This is a genomic window from Streptomyces populi, assembly GCF_002911015.1.
In the GTDB taxonomy this organism is placed as follows: domain Bacteria; phylum Actinomycetota; class Actinomycetes; order Streptomycetales; family Streptomycetaceae; genus Streptomyces; species Streptomyces populi.
On record NZ_KZ626933.1, the window covers coordinates 1 to 18,815 of the forward strand.

Annotated in this window: 14 protein-coding genes and 1 tRNA gene; 8 read left to right on the forward strand and 7 right to left on the reverse strand. The window is 71.7% G+C overall.

The window, feature by feature from the left end; translation table 11 throughout:
- The 3 genes from cysS to CW362_RS32690 form a co-directional block, all read left to right on the forward strand.
- On the forward strand, window positions 1-1,228 hold a 1,228-nt coding region (gene cysS, locus CW362_RS32680; RefSeq protein WP_103553226.1), incomplete at its 5' end, for a cysteine--tRNA ligase.
- Between the two features lie 117 nt (window positions 1,229-1,345).
- Entirely contained in the window at window positions 1,346-2,287 is a 942-nt protein-coding gene (gene rlmB, locus CW362_RS32685) for a 23S rRNA (guanosine(2251)-2'-O)-methyltransferase RlmB (RefSeq protein WP_103553227.1), read from the forward strand.
- Between the two features lie 117 nt (window positions 2,288-2,404).
- Window positions 2,405-4,123, forward strand: a complete 1,719-nt coding sequence (locus tag CW362_RS32690) for a DoxX family protein (RefSeq protein ID WP_240658149.1) — start codon at window positions 2,405-2,407, stop codon at window positions 4,121-4,123.
- A gap of 188 nt (window positions 4,124-4,311) precedes the next feature.
- Here CW362_RS32690 and CW362_RS32695 read toward each other — a convergent pair whose 3' ends face one another.
- The 3 genes from CW362_RS32695 to CW362_RS32705 form a co-directional block, all read right to left on the reverse strand.
- Window positions 4,312-5,043, reverse strand: coding sequence for a nucleotidyltransferase family protein (locus CW362_RS32695; RefSeq protein ID WP_103553229.1), 732 nt, complete (start codon window positions 5,041-5,043; stop codon window positions 4,312-4,314).
- A 171-nt stretch (window positions 5,044-5,214) separates the two neighbouring features.
- Entirely contained in the window at window positions 5,215-5,664 is a 450-nt protein-coding gene (locus CW362_RS32700; protein WP_103553230.1) for a hypothetical protein, read from the reverse strand.
- 246 nt (window positions 5,665-5,910) lie between these two features.
- Window positions 5,911-7,047, reverse strand: a complete 1,137-nt coding sequence (locus CW362_RS32705; RefSeq protein WP_103553231.1) for an ABC transporter ATP-binding protein — start codon at window positions 7,045-7,047, stop codon at window positions 5,911-5,913.
- Between the two features lie 238 nt (window positions 7,048-7,285).
- Here CW362_RS32705 and CW362_RS32710 point away from each other — a divergent pair.
- The 3 genes from CW362_RS32710 (at window position 7,286) to CW362_RS32720 (ending at window position 9,926) form a co-directional block, all read left to right on the forward strand.
- A tRNA-Thr gene (locus CW362_RS32710) sits at window positions 7,286-7,359 on the forward strand.
- Window positions 7,360-7,554: 195 nt separating this feature from the next.
- Entirely contained in the window at window positions 7,555-8,004 is a 450-nt protein-coding gene (locus tag CW362_RS32715; RefSeq protein WP_103553232.1) for a hypothetical protein, read from the forward strand.
- 5 nt (window positions 8,005-8,009) lie between these two features.
- Window positions 8,010-9,926, forward strand: coding sequence for a tetratricopeptide repeat protein (locus CW362_RS32720; RefSeq protein ID WP_103553250.1), 1,917 nt, complete (start codon window positions 8,010-8,012; stop codon window positions 9,924-9,926).
- Window positions 9,927-10,312: 386 nt separating this feature from the next.
- On the opposite strand, the gene CW362_RS32725 is transcribed toward CW362_RS32720, so the two are convergent.
- Together CW362_RS32725 and CW362_RS32730 are read right to left on the reverse strand one after the other, a co-directional pair.
- Window positions 10,313-12,874, reverse strand: a complete 2,562-nt coding sequence (locus CW362_RS32725) for a beta-propeller fold lactonase family protein (protein ID WP_103553233.1) — start codon at window positions 12,872-12,874, stop codon at window positions 10,313-10,315.
- A gap of 395 nt (window positions 12,875-13,269) precedes the next feature.
- Complete coding sequence (locus CW362_RS32730) at window positions 13,270-13,749, reverse strand: GNAT family N-acetyltransferase (protein ID WP_103553234.1); 480 nt, start codon at window positions 13,747-13,749, stop codon at window positions 13,270-13,272.
- A 141-nt stretch (window positions 13,750-13,890) separates the two neighbouring features.
- Between CW362_RS32730 and CW362_RS32735 the strand changes: the two genes are divergently transcribed.
- Window positions 13,891-14,544 (forward strand): rhomboid-like protein, encoded by a 654-nt coding sequence (locus CW362_RS32735; RefSeq protein WP_206301118.1) that lies wholly within the window; start codon window positions 13,891-13,893, stop codon window positions 14,542-14,544.
- A 9-nt stretch (window positions 14,545-14,553) separates the two neighbouring features.
- A complete protein-coding gene (locus tag CW362_RS32740) occupies window positions 14,554-15,960 on the forward strand; it encodes an NAD(P)/FAD-dependent oxidoreductase (RefSeq protein WP_103553235.1) in 1,407 nt (468 codons plus the stop codon).
- Between the two features lie 37 nt (window positions 15,961-15,997).
- On the opposite strand, the gene CW362_RS32745 is transcribed toward CW362_RS32740, so the two are convergent.
- Window positions 15,998-17,497, reverse strand: coding sequence for an MFS transporter (locus tag CW362_RS32745; RefSeq protein WP_103553236.1), 1,500 nt, complete (start codon window positions 17,495-17,497; stop codon window positions 15,998-16,000).
- An 80-nt stretch (window positions 17,498-17,577) separates the two neighbouring features.
- Complete coding sequence (locus CW362_RS32750; RefSeq protein WP_103553252.1) at window positions 17,578-18,558, reverse strand: zinc-binding dehydrogenase; 981 nt, start codon at window positions 18,556-18,558, stop codon at window positions 17,578-17,580.
- Between the last annotated feature and the right edge of the window lie 257 nt (window positions 18,559-18,815).

An 18,815-nucleotide genomic window follows, 5' to 3' on the forward strand; every position in this document is an offset into this window, starting at 1 on the left:
CCGCGGCTACGACGTGACGTTCATCAGGAACGTCACGGACATCGACGACAAGATCATCAACAAGTCGGCCACCGAGGGCCGCCCCTGGTGGTCCATCGGCTACGAGAACGAGCGCGCCTTCAACGACGGCTACGACGTGCTCGGCTGCCTGCCGCCCACGTACGAGCCCCGGGCCACCGGTCACATCCCCGAGATGATCGAGATGATGCGCGGCCTCATCGAGCGCGGCCACGCGTACGCGGCCGACGGGAACGTCTACTTCGACGTGCGGTCGTTCGACGGCTACCTTCAGCTCTCCAACCAGGAGCTCGACAACCTGCTCCAGCCGTCCGGCGAGGGGGAGACGGGCAAGCGCGACCCGCGCGACTTCGCGATGTGGAAGGCCGTGAAGCCGGGCGAGCCGAGCTGGGAGACGCCCTGGGGCCGCGGCCGTCCGGGCTGGCACCTGGAGTGCTCCGCGATGGCCCACAAGTACCTGGGCAGCGCCTTCGACATCCACGGCGGCGGGCTCGACCTGATCTTCCCGCACCACGAGAACGAGATCGCGCAGGCCAAGGCCTTCGGGGACGAGTTCGCGACGTACTGGGTGCACAACGCCTGGGTCACGCTCAAGGGCGAGAAGATGTCGAAGTCCCTCGGGAACTCGGTCCTCGTCTCCAAGATGGTCAAGGACTGGCGCCCGATCGTGCTGCGCTACTACCTCGGCACCCCGCACTACCGCTCCATGATCGAGTACAGCAAGGAGGCCCTGCGCGACGCCGAGTCGGCGTTCGCGCGCATCGAGGGCTTCGTGCAGCGGGTGGTGGAGAAGGCGGGCGTCGTCGAGCCCGCCGCCGAGGTGCCGCCCGCGTTCGCCGAGGCGATGGACGACGACCTGGGCGTGCCGCAGGCGCTGGCCATCGTGCACACGACGGTCCGCCAGGGGAACTCCGCCCTGGCCGCCGACGACAAGGAAGCCGCCGTGGCGCGCCTCGCCGAGGTACGGGCCATGCTCGGCGTCCTCGGACTCGACCCGCTCGACCCGCAGTGGGCCGAGGAGGGCGACCGCGGAGACGATCTGCACGGCGTCGTCGACACCCTCGTCCACCTGGTCCTCGACCAGCGCGAGGCCGCCCGCGCCCGTAAGGACTGGGCCGCCGCGGACGCCATCCGCGACCAGCTCAACCAGTCCGGCCTGGTCATCGAGGACAGCCCGCAGGGGCCGCGCTGGACGCTCGGACCGCGCTGAGCACCCGCTCCGGCGATTCCGGCCGACCCCGGTCGGCCTTGATCGATTGTGCCGCCCGGACCTCCGGGCGGCACACTTCATATACGTACGCACGCACGTCTCACAGACAGGTAGGTCATGGCTGCTAACAACCGCCGCATGTCCGGCAAGAAGGGCGCGCAGGTCGGCAGTGGCGGCCAGCGGCGCCGGGGCCTGGAGGGCAAGGGCCCGACCCCGCCCGCCGAGATGCGCAAGGGCCACAAGAAGAACCGCGTCGCCAACGCCAAGGCGAAGCAGGCCGTCCGCCGTCCCGCGCCCCGCGGCCGCGGCGGCAAGGGCACGTCCGAGATGGTCGTCGGCCGCAACCCCGTCGTCGAGGCGCTGCGCGAGGGCGTCCCCGCGACGACGCTCTACGTCCAGCAGTTCATCGACAACGACGAGCGGGTCCGCGAGGCGCTCCAGCTCGTCGCGGACCGCGGCGGCATCCACCTGATGGAGGCCCCGCGCCCCGAGCTCGACCGCATGACCAACGGGCTCAACCACCAGGGTCTCGTCCTCCAGGTCCCGCCGTACGAGTACGCGCACCCCGAGGACCTCGCCGCCGCCGCGTACGACGAGGGCGAGGACCCGCTGATCGTCGCCCTCGACGGGGTGACCGACCCGCGCAACCTCGGAGCGGTCGTCCGTTCCGCCTCCGCCTTCGGCGGCCACGGCGTCGTCGTGCCCGAGCGGCGCGCGGCCGGCATGACCGCCGGTGCCTGGAAGACGTCGGCCGGTGCCGCCGCCCGTACGCCCGTCGCGCGCGCCGCCAACCTGACGCGCGCCCTGGAGGCGTACAAGAAGGCCGGCCTCGTGGTGGTCGGTCTGGCCGCCGACGGTGAGACCGAGGTCGGTGAACTGGAGGCCCTGGGCGGTCCCGTCGTCATCGTCGTCGGCAGCGAGGGCAAGGGCCTGTCCCGGCTCGTCGGCGAGACCTGCGACTTCCGGGTGCGGATCCCGATGCCCGGTGGCGCCGAGTCGCTGAACGCCGGTGTGGCGGCGGGAGTCGTGCTGTACGAGGCGGCGCGCCGACGCGCCTGAACGGGCGTCAGGGCGGTCGCCCTCGTGGTGTGATCGGGGTGCCGGTGACGATCTTGACGGGGTCCGGACAGTTGGGCGCGGTCAAAGCAGTGTCCTAACCACACGTCACTCGGTTAGATGAGTGTGGACACCAGAACACCCCGCACACCCACGGGGGACCGCTCGTCGGGATTCGACGACGCTCCCGCGCTGAGCATGGTGAAGGTGCCGAGCGATCCGGCGCAGGTCATCGTCAACCATGCCAGCTTCCGCGTCCAGTTGGCGGGTGCGTCACGGGGCCAGTCCCCGCGCATCGCGCGGCACCCGGGCTCCCCCGGCGCCGGCGCGCCGGTCCGAGCGGGCGGGGCCGGCGGGGCCCGCCGCCGCGCGCCCGTCGTCTGGAGCGGGAAGTCCGCGCCGGACGACACCGGCGCCCACCGCCTGCTCCAGGCCGCACGGAGCGCGGGCGTGGCCCATGACCCCACCAGGCCGGCCGGCGACGCCGGTTCGACCCAGGTCATCCCGCGGATCGGCGGACAGCCCGGCTACGCGGGCGGTCCGGCCGTCGACACGGTCGAGACGCCCCTCGTCGGCAGCCAGCGCGCACCCCTCGGCGAAGAGCAACGGCTGCTGCCGCAGATGCGCGGCGTGGGCAGCGCCTACGACGAACCGCGGTACGGCGAGCCGCCCTACGGCGAACACGCCTACCCGGACGGCGACTTCGGGGACGACGACGGCTACGAGGACGACCGTTTCGACGAGACGGCGGGGGCCGCCCCCGTCAGGCGGCGCGGCTCCGACTCGGTCCGGCACGCCTATCACCCAGGGCGCCGGATGAACCTCGGCGTCGTCCTGCTCCCGCTGCGCGTCTTCCTCGGCTTCATCTCCGTCTACGCAGGCATGGGCAAGCTCTGCGACCCCGTCTACTTCGACGGCGGCAAGCGCGGCTCCATGGTGAAGTGGCTCAACACGCTGCACCCCTGGGAAGTCGCCGAGCCGCTGCGGCAGTTCGCGCTCCACCACCCCATCGGCTCCGGACTCGTCATCGCCTTCTTCCAGGTCATCGTCGGCGTCCTGACCGTCCTCGGGCTGTGGCAGCGGGTGGCGGCCGCCGTCGGGGCGATGCTGTCGGCGGCGCTCATCGTCACCGTCAGCTGGAAGACGGTGCCGGTCTACGCCGCGCCCGACATCATCATCCTCGCCGCCTGGTCCCCGCTGGTCATCGCGGGTGCCCCGGTGTACTCCGCCGACGGACGGCTCTCCAGCGAGGCCTGGCGGACCCTCGGGCCGCGCGCCGACATCTGGGACCTGCGCGCCCGTGTGCTGCGGCGCGGTGCTCTGCTCACGGCCGTCGTCATCGGGCTGACCCTGCTGATCGGTTCGCTCCTCGGCGGCGCCGTCCGCGACTCCAGCCGGATCGTCGTCCCCGGTCCGGGCGAGGCCCCGCGCAACGAGCTGCCCGGCTCCCCGCTCCCGGAGACGCCCGGCGAGCGGCACCGGAAGGCCACCCCCTCGGCCTCGGTCCCGCCCACTCACAGCAGCTCCGCGACCCCGTCGCACACGGCCGGTACGCCGGGCGCGACCCAGGAGGCCGGCGGGCCGTCCGGCAGCGGGCAGCAGCAGCCCAGCCGGCCCCAGGACAGCGGTCAGGCCCCGCCGCAGCAGTCCGCGCCGGTTGGCCGGGCCCCGAGCACCTCCGCGGGCCCCTCCGGCAGCGGCGGCACGTCGACCGGCGGCAGCGGCAGCGGCGGCAGCGGGGGCACGAGCGGAACCGGCGGCACGGGCACCGGGAGCGGGACCTCCGGCGGGAGTTCGTCGACCGGCCAGCCGGGCCTGGTGGGCGGCCTGCTGGGCTGAGACAGCGCCCACGCGCGGACGGCCCCCTCGGCCGGACGCCATGACGGTGGGGCCCCGCAACAGGAGTTGCGGGGCCCCACCGTCATGGCGTCGCGCGTGGGCGCCCTCGTGAGGCCGTGAGGGCGGCCTCCAGGGCCTGTTCGGCGGATCGGGCCGGAGGAGGAGCGGCGGATCGGTCCGGAGGAGTCCTAGCGGCCCAGGGCCGCGAGCTCCTTCGCCGCCTCCGTGAGGTCCTTGGCGGTGTCAATGGCACGCCAGTAGGCACCCTGCGGGATCGGGAAACCGGACAGGCGGCGTTCGCGGGCCAGGCGCGGGAACGTGGTGCGCTCGTGGTCACCGCGCTCGGGGAGCATGTCGGTGAACTCGGGCGAGAAGACGTAGACGCCCGCGTTGATCTCGAACGTGGAGGGCGGGGCCTCGATGAAGTCCGTGATGTGACCGAAGCCGTCCGTCTTGACGGCGCCCCACGGGATGCGCGGACGGGCCAGGGCGAGCGTGGCGACCGCGTCGCGCTCGGTGTGGAAGTCCGCCATGTCGCGCAGCGAGAAACGGGTCCAGATGTCACCGTTCGTCGCGTACCAGGGCAGGTCGGGGTGCGGCAGGTGCGCGGCGGCGTACTTGAGGCCGCCGCCGCGGCCGAGGGGCTCCGTCTCGACGACCGTCGTGACGTTCAGCGGGAGATCGGCCGAGTCGAGCCACTTCTGCAGGACGTCGGCGAGGTGGCCGCAGGAGACGACGACGTCGGTCACGCCCTCTTCGGCGAGCCAGGTCAGCTGATGGCCGATGATCGGTGTCCCGGTGCCGGGGATCTCGACCATCGGCTTGGGCCGGTCGTCGGTGTAGGGGCGCAGCCGGGAACCCTGGCCGCCGGCCAGGACGACGGCTTGGACGGGGCGCGACGCGGCGTTCGGATCGGTCATGTCCGAACTGTACGTGGCGCTCTCCGCGCGCGGGTTTCCTGCGGCGACCGCCCCTCGGCCGGCTGTCGCCGGAGAGCGGTGGGCGGCCGTGAAGGGCCGTGCCCCTCGGAGAGCCGTGGTCTCCGAGGGGCGCCGGGGCGCGGCCCGGGTACGGACCCGGGCGCGGTGGCCTCAGAGGTGGCTGGCCGCGACCCCCGAGGCGAACGCCGTGTCGCAGACGGGCCGGGCGAAGGACTGGGCGCGCGTCGGCCCGTACGCGCGGACCGCGGCGCGGCCCAGGGAGCGGGCGATGGAGGCGCAGTGCTTCGCGAGCGACGGGCGGCCGTTCACGGCCTGCTGGAGGTGGGTGAGGGCCACGCCCGGGTTCTTCTCCTGCAGCTCCAGGAGCAGCTTGTCGCGCAGGACGTCCTGCGGGGCGCGGGAGACGGCCCGCGTCGAGACCTCCTCGGAGGACGCGGTGAGCACCGAGCTCGAGGGGTTCCCCGACCAGTTGACTTGGGTGACCGCGAGGGTCCCGGAGAGCACCAGGACGACAGGCAGAACGAGGGCGAGGGTGCGGCCGATCTGGCGGGCCGGGCCACGGCCGCGCCGGGGCCGCTGGTTAGTGGTGGAGTGCTTCACGCGAGTGAGGGTAGCGCGGGGTGATGATTTGGCGACATTTAGTCACCGGTTCGAGGGACGGGTGAACAGGCTTTTCAGGGTGGCGTGTTGACGCGCGGGGATCGTACGGGGATCGAAATGACCGGTCTGCCGGGGTATTTGTCGACAGCGAAGAGGGCCCCGCGGCTTACCGCGGGGCCCTCTTCGTCAACCTGGGTGAATTAACCCCTTACGGGGGGATGCGCTCCCGCCCGGATGACGCGGACGTCAGTCGGACAGGCGCTCGCCCGTCGAGGTGGAGAACACGTGGATCTCGCCCGGACGCGGCACGACGTGCAGCGTGGCGCCCTTGTCCGGGACGGCACGGCCGCTGACGCGGACGACGAGGTCCTTGTGCTCGTCGCCGACCTTGACGGAGCCGTAGACGTAACCGTCGGCGCCGAGCTCCTCGACGACGTTCACGGAGACGGCCAGGCCCGCCGGAGCGTCCTCGGTGTCCTTGGACAGCGACTTCGCGGCCTCGCCGTTGTGCTCGACGACGTCGAAGTGCTCGGGGCGCACGCCGACGGTGACCGTGCGGTCGCCCTTGTCGGCGGCGGCCGTGAGGGCCTCGCGGTTGACCGGGACGACGCTGTTGCCGAACTTCACGCCGCCGTCGGTGATCGGGACCTCGATCAGGTTCATGGCGGGGGAGCCGATGAAGCCGGCGACGAAGAGGTTGGCCGGGCGGTCGTACATGTTGCGCGGTGAGTCGACCTGCTGGAGCAGACCGTCCTTGAGCACGGCCACGCGGTCGCCCATGGTCATGGCCTCGACCTGGTCGTGGGTGACGTACACCGTGGTGATGCCGAGGCGGCGCTGGAGCGAGGCGATCTGCGTACGCGTCGAGACACGGAGCTTGGCGTCCAGGTTCGACAGCGGCTCGTCCATGAGGAAGACCTGGGGCTCGCGCACGATGGCGCGGCCCATGGCGACGCGCTGGCGCTGACCGCCGGAGAGGGCCTTCGGCTTGCGGCCGAGGTACTCGGTGAGGTCGAGGATCTTCGCCGCGTCCTCGACCTTCTGGCGGATCTCGGCCTTGTTGACGCCGGCGATCTTGAGCGCGAAGCCCATGTTGTCGGCGACGGTCATGTGCGGGTACAGCGCGTAGTTCTGGAACACCATCGCGATGTCCCGGTCCTTGGGCGGCAGGTGCGTGACGTCGCGGTCGCCGATGCGGATGGCGCCGCCGTTCACGTCCTCGAGCCCCGCGAGCATGCGGAGCGAGGTGGACTTGCCGCAGCCGGAGGGACCGACGAGGACGAGGAACTCGCCGTCCGCGATGTCGATCTCGAGGGCGTCGACGGCGGGCTTCTCGGAACCCGGGTAGATCCGGGTCGCCTTGTCGAACGAGACAGTGGCCATGGTGATGGGCCCCCTTCACCGGCAGGAACGTGCCGGACGATCCGTTGTAAAGGTGGTGATCCACTATGAAACGCCCATAGTGGTGTAGTCCATGTGAGTGAACTGGGTCAGGACGCTACCTGGCGTTCATGTGTTCTGTCAGCACCCGGGCGCCAGTGAAGTTCGCGGAAACTCTCGACGGGTCCCCGCTGGGACGTGGGTACACTGCACGGGCACGCACGCCTTGCGCTCGCGGCAGGCCTCCTTAGCTCAGATGGCCAGAGCAACGCACTTGTAATGCGTAGGTCGTCGGTTCGAATCCGACAGGGGGCTCCCTTGTGAGCCCAGCTCAGACGGTTTCTGAGCTGGGCTTTTGCTTTTATCGGATGCGGCGGCGGGCGCAGGCGCGGGCCGCGCGGCGGTCCCCAGTCTCAGTTCTGGCCTCGACTGTGTGGGTGGGAACCGTCTGCCTCTTCTGTTCGTCGCTGAGTGCAAGTGTCTGATTGCGCAAGGCGAGGATGGTGGGGGATGGATCCGGTATCGGTGGGGCTGCTGGTGGCGCTGGCTGGTGGGGCTGGTGGGGAGGTCGGCCGGCAGGCTTGGGCGGGGCTGAGTGCGCTGGTGCGGCGCCCGTTTGGCCGGGGTGACGGCGGGCAGGCCCCGGCGGTCAGCTCCGGGGAGGCGGAACTGATGCGTCTTGCCACAGATTCGGGCGATCAGGGCCGGGCGCAGGCGCTGAGCACGGCGCTGGCGGTGCGGGCCGCGGTGGATGAGGACTTCCGTACCCATCTCACGGCCTGGCAGGAGCAGGCCAAACTGGTGCGCACCGGGGACGGGGCGGTGACGAACACCATCAGCGGCGGTACCCAGAACGGGCCAGTCCTCCAGGGCCGGGACTTCTCCAACCTGACCTTCACCACCCCGCCCCCGCCCTCCCTCGGCGCTCCGGGCGACAGCACATCCGACTCCACGCGGTGACCAGCGTGAGCGACGACCGCACGGGCGGCGCGACCAGCAACACGATCACCGGCGGGATCTCCTTCCACGCGGTCATCCAGGGCCGGGACATCACCGTGCAACTGCCGCCGACCATCACGGCGGCGCTGTCCGGGCTGCCCGCCCCAGCCTCTGCCTTCACCGGCCGGGACACGCACGTCGAGCAACTGCTGGAGGAACTGGCCCCCGTCACTGACGGGGCGGGCGGGCAGCGCACGGTGTTGGTGAGCGCGGTGTCGGGACTGGCCGGCATCGGTAAGACCGAGCTCGCCGTCCAGACCGCCGCCCAGGCCCTGAAACAGTCGGACTGGTTTCCCGGCGGGGTGCTGTTCACCGACCTCGCCGGCTACGACCCCGAACGCTGCCTCTCCCCGGAGAGGGCCCTGGAAGGACTGCTGCGTGCCCTGGCCATTCCCGGCGAGCACATCCCGGGCGGTCTGGAGGACCGACAGCGGCTGTACCGCAGCGTGCTGGCCGCCTACGCCAACGAGAACCGGCGCATCCTCGTGGTGATCGACAACGCCTCCACCACCGGCCAGGCCGCCCCGCTGCTGCCCACCGACGGCACCACCGCCGCCCTGGTCACCTCCCGCCACACCCTCGATGGCCTCGACGCCCGCCTTCACGACCTCGACACCCTCGACGGAACCGCCTCCATCGCCGTGCTCGACCAGGCACTGCGCCACGCCCGCGGCCACCATGACACCCGCTTCACCGACGATGCCGAAGCGGCTGCCACGATCGCCCGGCTGTGCGCAGGCCTGCCACTCGCGCTGCGCATCGCTGCCGCAGTCCTGGCCGCCGCCCCCACCCGGCCCGCCGCGTCCCTGGCCGCAGCGCTGCAGGCCGAACACACCCGGCTGGACAAGCTCGCCCGCCCCGACCGCGCGGTGCGCGCCGCCTTCGACCTGTCCTATCAGCACCTCACCCCCGACCAGGCCCGGCTGTTTCGTCTGCTGCCCCTCAACCCAGGCCCCGACCTGTCCACCGATGCCACCGTCCACCTTGCCCCGACCAGCCCCGACCAGGCCGAGGAACTCCTGCAGTACCTCGCCGAAGCCCACCTGATCGAACCGGCTCTGGCCTGGGGCCGCTGGCGGATGCACGACCTGGTCCGCCTGTACGCCGACGAGCACGGTCACACCCACGCCACCACCGACCAACGCGACAGCGCCCGTACTCGCCTGTTCACCCACTACCAAGAGACCACCCAAGCCGCTGACACCCACCTGGACACCCTTTCCGGCCCCCGCGCCCCCCACTTCCCGGACCGCGCTGCCGCCCTGCAATGGCTGGACACCGAACACGCCAACCTGACCGCCACCGCCACCGCCGCACCAGCCCTCGGCCACCCCTCCACCGCCACTTCTCTCGCCTTCACCCTCGTCCGATACCTCGACTACCGCCGCTACTTCGACGACTCGATCACCCTCACCACCACCGCCCTGGCTATCTGCCGGGAGTTCGGTGACCGCCACGGCGAAGGCGCGGCGCTGAACAACCTCGGCAACGCCCTGCAGGGAGTGCGGCGGTTCGAGGAGGCCATCGAGGCCCATACTCAGGCCGCCACCGTCTACCGGGAGCTCGGCGACCGCCACCGCGAAGGCGCGGCGCTGAACAACCTCGGCCTCCCCTTGCGGGAGGTGCGGCGGTTCGAGGAGGCCATCGAGGCCCATACTCAGGCCGCCACCGTCTACCGGGAGCTCGGTGACCGCCACGGCGAAGGCCAGGCGCTGAACAACCTCGGTGGCGCCTTGTATGGAGTGCGGCGGTTCGAGGAGGCCATCGAGGCCCATACTCAGGCCGCCACCGTCTACCGGGACCTCGGTGACCGCCACGGCGAAGGAACGGCACGGATGGCCTGGGCAATTGCGCACAATGAGCGTCGGCTCAGGCGGAGCTGAGTACCCTTCGCCCCGCTGACGCCGCCCTCGCCAGGGTACTCGTCCGCGGAAGTCAGGCCGCATGCTGGTACTTGCAGTCTCAGTCCTAGTCTCGATTGCTGCTCAATCCGGTGCGGTACGCGCTCGTCCGTAGACGTCTGGCACGGCGTCTGACCTGCAACGCGAGCCCGTTGTCGGATGTCTCCGGACCGCCACGGAACAAGCCCGGACAGCTTGTAATGCGTAGGTCGTCGGTTCGCATCCGACAGGGGGCTCGGCGGAAAGCCCGGCCCGGACGGTGTCCGGGCCGGGCTTTCGCGTTCAGCGGATGCGGCGGCGGGCGCGGGAGCGGGCCGCGCCCGGACAGCTTGCCGGGCAGCCGGTCCAGACCCTGTGGGCCCAGGTGCTCAGGTCCTGACCGTCAGGTACTGCCAGCCGCCCCACGTGCTCACGTTGGTGGTGTCCTTCGAGCTGTGGACGTATTCCGAGCGCACCCGGAATTTCTGGTTGACCGCGTGGGAGAGGCTCAGCCGTGCCGCCACGGAGCTCTTGGAGCCGAGCGTGAAGCAGCCCGAGGTGCTGAGCGTGTGCCAGGCACCGCTGTAGTACTGCTGGACCTGGAAGTGCACGCACTGGCCGGACTTGTTCGGCGACACGGTCGTGGTCACCGTCGGTCGCACCGTGTGGTGGTAGACGCGGTAGGTGGTGCCGCTGTACGTGGTGGTCGTGTAGTAGCCGCTCAGGGTCTGCGCGACCTTCGCCTGGCCGCTCACGGCGCGGGTGGCCGTGGCCGGGGCGTAGCGGTGGTCGCCCGCGTAGGACGCGGTGAACGTCGTGTTGCCGACGAGCTTGTACGTGGCCGTCAGGTTGCCCTTGCTGTCCACGGTGCCCGTCTTGACCAGCGTCTTCTTGCCGCCGGAGGGCGTGGCGTAGAGCGAGACCGTACGGCCGTTGTACGTGGTGCCCAGGTGGGCGGTGACGGTGGCCGTCGCGCCGTACGCGTAGGTCGAGGCGTTGGCGGCCACGGACAGGCTCGTCGTGGCGCGCGAGACCTGGACGGTCGCGGAGGCGGTGGCCGCCCGGTGGCTGGTGTCGCCCGCGTAGCCGACCGTGTAGGTGTTGGCGCCGCCGATGGAGGGGGTGTCCTTGACGGTGATCGTGCCGTCGGCGGCCACGGGGGCCGTCCACGTCACGGGCGTCGTGGTGTGCCCCGCGTCCGTGCGGGTCACGGTGACCGTCTTGCCACTGCCGTACGGGCCGTCGCCCAGCCGGGCGCCGAAGCTCAGCGCGGCGCCGCGCGTGGCGGTCGCGGGGGCCTTCAGCGTGAGGACCGGGGCGTAGGGAGAGATGGTGGTGCTCAGCTCGTTCGCACCCGGCTGATGCGTGGTGTCTCCCTCGAACGACAGGCGGTAGGTGAACCATCCGGCCGTCCCCGGGTCGTCCGTGACCGTGAACCGACCGGTGGCCGGGTCGAGCGGGGCCGCGGGGAGCCGCGTCGACTCGTGGGTGTCCTCGTTCACCCGGGTCACCTGGACGGCGGCGCCCTGGGCGAAGGGGCCGCGGCTCAGGTCGGTCATGACCGTGCTGGTGAAGGCCACCTTGTGCGGCGTCGCCGAGCTGAACTCCGGGTACGGGACGGTGGTTCCGATCCTGGACACCCACACCTTCAGCGAGGTGGTCGCCGGCCGGTGCGTCGCGTCGCCCGCGTAGGACACCTCGTAGGTGTACCCGCCCTCGTCCTGGCGGGTGTCGGTGATGCCGAAGGAGCCGTCCGCGCCGATCGTGGCGTCGGGCAGTTCGGTGCCGTCGCGGGTGACCTTCAGCGTGGCGCCGGCCGGGACGAAGCCGTGGCCGCCCACCGTTCCGTTCACCGTGAACCGCTGGGCGGGGATCGCGTACGGCGACGGGGCGCCGAGGGAGAGCTCGGTGTCCGTGAGCTTGGCGTCGCCGAGGACGTCGAGGGCGTAGGACCCGTTGTCCTGGGTGACGGCGTAGAGCGTGCGGCCGTCGGCGCCCCAGGTGAGGCCGTCGGCGGCGACGGTGCCGGCCGGGAAGGCGAAGTGGTTCTCGGCGATCTGGTCGGCCGCGTAGACGTAGGCGCCCGCGCCCGAGCCCGCGGTGCTGCCGAGGGCGATCGTGCCGTCGGAGTCGATCGCGACGGAGTTCGGGGAGGAGTTGGCGCCGCCGGTGTAGTACACGTAGGGCTTGACGGAGCTGAGGTCCGCCGTGCTGTACACGTACACGGCGGTCGACTGCGGAACGAGCAGTCTCGTACCGTCCGCGGTGACCTGGACGGGGCCCGACGCGGCGCCGCTGACGCCCATGTCGACCTTGGGGGAGGGGGTCCCGGAGGAGACGTCGTAGGTGGCGACGTGGGTCATGGAGGACCGGGCGTCCTGCACCGCGAGCACCCCGCCGCCCGTGCTGAGAAGAGGGGCGGCCGACCAGTGCGGCATGACGGGCTGCGGGGTCGGCGCGGGGTCGGCGGCGGAGGGGTCCATCGAGCCGACGGTGCCCTTGCCGTCGTCGGCCGTGTAGCCGTACCAGAGCTTGCCGCCTGCCGTGGCGACGGAGACCGGAGCGCTGCCGGTGCCGGTGTCGACGCGGCCGGTCTCGGTGAGTGTCGCCGTGTCGATGGCGGCGATCGCGTCGCCGTCAGTGAGGGCCGCGTACAGCGTCTTGCCGTCGGCGGACAGCGCGAGGCCGTCGGCGCCCTGCTCGCCGTCGATGGTGGTGACGGGGTTGCCGGACAGGTCGGTCACCACGATGCCGGTCGTGCCGGAGCCCTGGCTGAAGAAGAGGTGTTGGTGAGCGCCGTCGACCGCCATGTGGGCGTAGTGCGACAGCGGCAGCGCGGCCGTGGTGCCGCCGTCGGCCCAGGCGGCAGGACCGGTGAGGCCGACGGTGGCGGTGGTCAGACCTGCGACGACGGATATCGCCGCCGCGAGCGAGACCTGCTTGAGGCGCATGGGACTCCTGGGGAGGGCGCGGACAGGCAGTCGTACGACCACGCCTGTCGCTGACAGAGCGGCCGGCAGGCGGGTGCCGGACACGCGTGAGACCGCTGACCTCCCCTTTTGGTTGTACTGCCGCGTCGTGAGGCTCGGGGCCGCGTCGTCGGGCTCGGGGCGAACCGCGGAACGCGTTGCCGGGCGTCCCCGGACCGCCGCGGAAGGAGCCCGGACAGCTCGTGACGCGTAGGTCGTCGGTTCGCATCCGACAGGGGGCTCGGCCCGGAGCCCGGCCCGGACGGTGTCCGGGCCGGGCTTCCGTGTTCGACGGACGCGGGGGAGGCGTCGAGTGCCGGCCGCGTGGACGCGGTGCCGTGGTCGTCCCGTCCCGGGAAGCGCCGGGCCTTCGTGCCTCAGCCGCGCTTGCCGAGGGACTCCAGTGCCTCGTCCGTCAGCCGGTACACCGTCCACTCGTCCTGCGGGCGCGCGCCGAGCGACTCGTAGAAGCCGATCGCGGGCCGGTTCCAGTTCAGGACGGACCACTCCAGGCGCTGGTAGCCGCGGTCGACGCAGATCCGCGCGAGTTCCGTGAGCAGCGCCCTGCCGTGGCCGCCGCCGCGCGCCGAGGGGCGTACGTACAGGTCCTCCAGGTAGATGCCGTGGACGCCGCGCCAGGTCGAGAAGTTCAGGAACCACACCGAGAAGCCGACCGGTTCGCCCGTGGCGTCGTCCTGGGCGATGTGCGCGTACGCGGCCGGATTCTCCCCGAACAGCGCCTCGTGCAGCTGCTCCGGTGTCGCCCGCGCCTCTTCCAGGGCTTTCTCGTACTCGGCGAGCTCACGGATCAGGGTGTGGATGACGGGGACGTCGTCGGGGGTCGCGATACGGATCATGGGCCGAGGGTAGGGGGCGCCGCGGCCGCCCGTACGGCCGGGCCCGGTCCGCCGTCGTGCCGCAGGCTCCCCCGGCGCGGGCGGATCGTCCGGAATGCCGATCGCGGATAAGGGACACTACCGGCATGGATGAGGCGGGTCATGCGAGGTGAGCGGTTCTTCCACAGGGTGTGGATGTATGTGCGCGGCGCGCCGGGCACCTATGTCTGGCTGGCGATTCTCTTCGTCACCACCGTGGCCCTGCACCACATGTCCCCGGATTTCGAAGAGGACTTCCTGCGACAGCGCTCGACGAACATCCACGAACTGTCGAACAATCCGGTGCGGGTGCTGTTCGCGAGCGCGATGTGGATCGACGGCGGGCACTGGATCCCGTACGCCGTTCTCTACACCGTCTTCCAGGCACCGGCCGAACGCTGGCTGGGAACGGCCCGCTGGCTCGCGGTCAACGCGACCGCGCACGTCCTGTCGACGCTGGTCAGCGAGGGTGCGCTGCTCTGGGCGATCAAGCACGGCATGGCGCCGCACTCCGCGGCCGACACCCTCGACGTCGGGGTGAGCTACGCGCTGGCGGGAGTGGTCGGCGTGCTCACCTACCGGATCGCGGCGCCCTGGCGCTATCTGTATCTGGCGGCGGTTCTGGCGCTGTACGGCATTCCTTTCGTGACCGGGCGGACCTTCACCGATCTCGGGCATTTCACCTCCGTCCTCCTCGGTCTGGCCTGTTATCCGTTGACCAGGGGGCGCGGAAAAGCATGGAATCCGAAGGAGACAGCCGGCACTTTCCGGAGTTAGCGTCCCGTCATGAGCAGCTCGGTGGGCAATGTCGTGAACGGTGGCGTCTCCTTCTGGTACGCGGACGACGGCCTGCCCGCGCCCCGGGAGCCGCTGCCCGGCGACGCGAGTGCCGACGTCGTCGTGGTCGGCGGCGGCTACACGGGACTGTGGACCGCGTACTACCTGAAGAAGGCGGCCCCCTCCCTGCGCGTCACCGTCCTGGAGCAGAAGTTCTGCGGCTACGGCGCCTCGGGGCGCAACGGGGGCTGGCTCTACAACGGCATCGCGGGCCGCGACCGGTACGCGCGGCTGCACGGCAAGGAGGCGGCCGGGCGGCTCCAGCGGGCCATGAACGACACCGTGGACGAGGTCGTCCGGGTGGCCGCCGAGGAGGGGATCGAGGCCGACGTCCACCAGGGCGGCGTCCTGGAGGTGGCGTACACGCCCGCCCAGCTCGCGCGGCTCAAGGACTTCCACGCGCACGAGCTGTCGTTCGGCGAGAAGGACCGCGAGCTGTACGGCGCGAAGGAGACCGCCGAGCGGATCCGGATCGCGGACGCGGTGGGCTCGACCTGGACCCCGCACGGGGCCCGGCTGCACCCGGTGAAGCTGGTCAAGGGCCTCGCCGCGGCCGTCGAGGCGCTCGGCGTCACGATCCACGAGCAGACGCCGGTGACCGAGATCCGCCCGAAGCACGCGGTGACCCCGTACGGCACCGTCCGCGCCCCCTACGTCCTGCGCTGCACCGAGGGCTTCACCGCGAACCTCAAGGGCCAGCGGCGGACCTGGCTGCCGATGAACTCCTCCATGATCGCGACTGAGCCGCTGACCGACGACCAGTGGGCGCGGATCGGCTGGGAGGGCCGCGAGACGCTCGGCGACATGGCGCACGCCTACATGTACGCCCAGCGCACCGCCGACGGCCGCATCGCGCTCGGCGGCCGCGGGGTCCCGTACCGCTTCGGCTCGCGCACCGACAACGACGGCCGCACCCAGGCCTCCACCGTCGACGCCCTGTACGAGATCCTCGTCCGCCTCTTCCCGTCGCTGACCGGTGTCCGGGTCGCCCACGCCTGGTCGGGCGTCCTCGGCGTCCCGCGCGACTGGTGCGCCACCGTCACCCTGGACCGTTCCACGGGCCTCGGCTGGGCCGGCGGCTACGTCGGCTCCGGCGTCGCCACCACGAACCTCGCCGGCCGCACCCTGCGCGACCTCGTGCTGCGGGACTCCGGCGGGGCGGACGCGACCGAATTGACCGGCCTGCCCTGGGTCGGCCACGAGGTCCGCAAGTGGGAACCGGAGCCCTTCCGCTGGATCGGTGTCCACGGCATGTACGCGACCTACCGCACGGCCGACCGCCGCGAGACGGCCACCCACAGCCCGGAGTCCTCCCGGCTGGCCCGGATCGCGGACCGGGTGGCGGGGCGCCACTGAGGCGGCGGGGGCGGGTCAGGAACGAAGGGCCCGGCGGTCAGGCCACCGACTCCGGGACCGCCGCGTCCGCCGGCGCGTGCCGGGGAGGCCTGGCCGTGACCATGAGTCCCGCGACCAGCCCGGCCAGGAGCATGATCCCGGCGGCCCACCAGATGGCCACGGTGTAGCCGTGGACCGTGCCCTCGCGGACGACCAGCGCCTTCTGCGCGGGATCGCGGAGGTGCGCGGTGATGTAGGCGGCGCTGCTGGTGGTGGCGATGGTGTTCAGCAGCGCCGTGCCGATCGAACCGCCGACCTGCTGCGAGGTGTTGACCGTCGCCGAGGTCACGCCCGCGTCCTGCGGGGCGACCCCCGCGGTGGCGGTGGCGAAGACCGGCATGAAGGTCAGGCCCATGCCGAGGCCCAGCAGGAGCAGACCGGGCAGCAGCTCGCCCGCGTAGTCGGAGTTCACGGTGAGCTGGGTGAAGAACAGCATGCCGCCGGCGGCCAGGATCATGCCCGGGACCATCAGCACGCGCGGGGCCACGTGGGGCAGCAGCCGGGCCGAGATCTGCGTCGAACCGATGATGATCGCGACGGTCAGCGGCAGGAACGCGAGACCGGTCTTCACCGGCGAGTACCCGAGGACGACCTGTAGGTAGTAGGTCATGAACAGGAACACGCCGAACATGCCGATGACGGCGAGCCCCATCGTCAGGAAGCAGCCGGCGCGGTTGCGGTCCTTGACGATGTGCAGCGGCAGCAGCGGGCTCGGCGCCCTGTTCTGCCACCACACGAACACCACCAGCAGTGCCGCCCCGCCCGCGAGGAGACCCAGCACCAGCGGGTCCGACCACCCGTGCGACTCCGCCTCGCTGACCCCGTAGACGATCGCCACCAGTCCGCCGCAGCCCAGCACCGCGCCGGGCACGTCCAGCCGGACGTTCCTGTGTCCCGGCCGGTCGCGCAGCAGCCCGAACGCGCCGAAGACCGCGATGACCGCGATGGGGATGTTCACGTACAGGCACCAGCGCCAGTTCAGGTACTCCGTCAGCAGACCGCCCACGATGAAGCCGATCGCCGCGCCCGAGCCCGCCAGCGCGCCGTAGATGCCGAACGCCTTGCCGCGCTCCTTGGGATCGGTGAAGGTCGTGGTCAGCAGGGACAGCGCCGAGGGCGCGAGCAGGGCGGCGAAGGCGCCCTGGAGGGCGCGGGCGCCGAACAGCATGCCGGACGTGGTGGCCGCGCCGCCGAGGCCCGACGCCACCGCGAAGCCGATCAGGCCGATGACGAAGGTGCGTTTGCGCCCGACGAGGTCGGCGATGCGGCCGCCGAGCAGCAGCAGGCCGCCGAAGGCCAGCGTGTAGGCCGTGATGACCCACTGCCGGTTGCCGTCCGACATGCCGAGAGCGCGCTGAGCGGACGGGAGCGCGATGTTCACGATCGTCGCGTCCAGCACCACCATCAGCTGGGCGAGCGCGATGACCACCAGCGCCCACCAGCGATGCGGATCGGGACCCACCGGCGCATCGGGTTCACCTGTCCGGGTGACACTCATTCGCCCAGAAGACCATGGAACGGAACGAGTCGCATCTTTGGGCGATTTCGTTCCGCGGGGCGCGTTCCGCCGGATCGTGGTCATGGTTCCAGCACCACCTTCCCGATCGTGGCCCTGTCCTCCAGGGCCCGGTGCGCCGAGGCCGCCTCGGCGAGGGGGAAACGGGTCACGGCCGGGACGAGCCGCCCGGCCGCCGCCTCGGCCAGGGCCCGCAGTTCCAGGGTCCGCACGGGGTCGGGTCCGCCCGCCCTGCGCATCATCACGGGGCCGAGCACCCGCTCGGACACCCCTTCCACGAGGTACGGGGAGCCGTCGCGCACGCCCGCCCCGGACCAGCCGAAGACGATGTGCCGGCCGCCGGGGCCGAGCAGTCCGACGGCCTCCCGGGCCACGTCGCCGCCGACGCCGTCGAGCACGACGGTCGCCGCCCGGCCGCCGAGGTGCGCGCGGACCTTCTCCGGCCAGCCGGGATCGGTGTAGTCGACGGCCGGATCGGCGCCGTTCGCGCGGGCCCGCGCCACCTTCTCCGGGCCGCCCGCCAGGCCCACCACGGTCGCGCCCACGTTGCGCGCGTACTGCACGAGGAGCGTGCCGATGCCTCCCGCGGCCGCGGGTACGACGACCACGGAGGAGGGGCCGAGGTCGGCGAACTGCACGATCCCCATGGCCGTACGGCCCGTCCCGATCATGGCGACGGCCTGGGCGAAGTCGAGGTTCCCGGGGATCTCGTGGAGCCGCTCGACGTCCGTGACGGCCAGCTCGGCGTAGCCGCCGGGGGCGAAACCGATGTGGGCGACGACGCGTCTGCCGAGCCAGAGCCCGGCGACGCCCTCGCCGAGGGACTCGACGGTCCCGGCGACCTCACGGCCGGGGACGGTCGGCAGGACGGGCAGGGGCGCCGGACCGCCCGTCACGCCCTCGCGCAGGGCGGTGTCCAGGAGATGGACCCCCGCGGCGGCCACGGCGATCCGGACCTGGCCGGGGCCCGGTTCGGGGTCCTCGGTCCGCTCGTGGACGAGGTTCTCGGCGGGACCGAAGGCGTGCAGACGGATCGCGTGCATCGGGGACTCCTCGGGGTCGGTGAGGTCGGTGAGGTCGGTGAGGTCGGTGAGACCGGTGAGACCGGCATGGACGGCGAGACCGGTGGAACATCCACTCTTCAACCTCGAGTTCGCTTGAGGTCAAGGCGCTCCCGGGCACACGGGCCGGTGCCAGGGCCTCTGCCGCGCGGGCCCGCGACGCCTTCCCGTGCACAGGGCGAGACACGGGCCGGGAAGGTGGGATGGGGGGTGTTCCCGGGGGCCGGCACCGGTTGTCG

Bases quoted from the DNA above. Each gene is read 5' to 3' on its own strand.
- CW362_RS32750 (WP_103553252.1), bottom strand. From the start codon at position 18,558: ATGCACGCGATCCGTCTGCACGCCTTCGGTCCCGCCGAGAACCTCGTC.
- CW362_RS32715 (WP_103553232.1), top strand. From the start codon at position 7,555: ATGGATCCGGTATCGGTGGGGCTGCTGGTGGCGCTGGCTGGTGGGGCT.
- CW362_RS32730 (WP_103553234.1), bottom strand. From the start codon at position 13,749: ATGATCCGTATCGCGACCCCCGACGACGTCCCCGTCATCCACACCCTG.
- CW362_RS32735 (WP_206301118.1), top strand. From the start codon at position 13,891: ATGCGAGGTGAGCGGTTCTTCCACAGGGTGTGGATGTATGTGCGCGGC.
- CW362_RS32695 (WP_103553229.1), bottom strand. From the start codon at position 5,043: ATGACCGATCCGAACGCCGCGTCGCGCCCCGTCCAAGCCGTCGTCCTG.
- rlmB (WP_103553227.1), top strand. From the start codon at position 1,346: ATGGCTGCTAACAACCGCCGCATGTCCGGCAAGAAGGGCGCGCAGGTC.
- CW362_RS32745 (WP_103553236.1), bottom strand. From the start codon at position 17,497: ATGAGTGTCACCCGGACAGGTGAACCCGATGCGCCGGTGGGTCCCGAT.
- CW362_RS32725 (WP_103553233.1), bottom strand. From the start codon at position 12,874: ATGCGCCTCAAGCAGGTCTCGCTCGCGGCGGCGATATCCGTCGTCGCA.
- CW362_RS32705 (WP_103553231.1), bottom strand. From the start codon at position 7,047: ATGGCCACTGTCTCGTTCGACAAGGCGACCCGGATCTACCCGGGTTCC.
- CW362_RS32690 (WP_240658149.1), top strand. From the start codon at position 2,405: ATGAGTGTGGACACCAGAACACCCCGCACACCCACGGGGGACCGCTCG.
- CW362_RS32740 (WP_103553235.1), top strand. From the start codon at position 14,554: ATGAGCAGCTCGGTGGGCAATGTCGTGAACGGTGGCGTCTCCTTCTGG.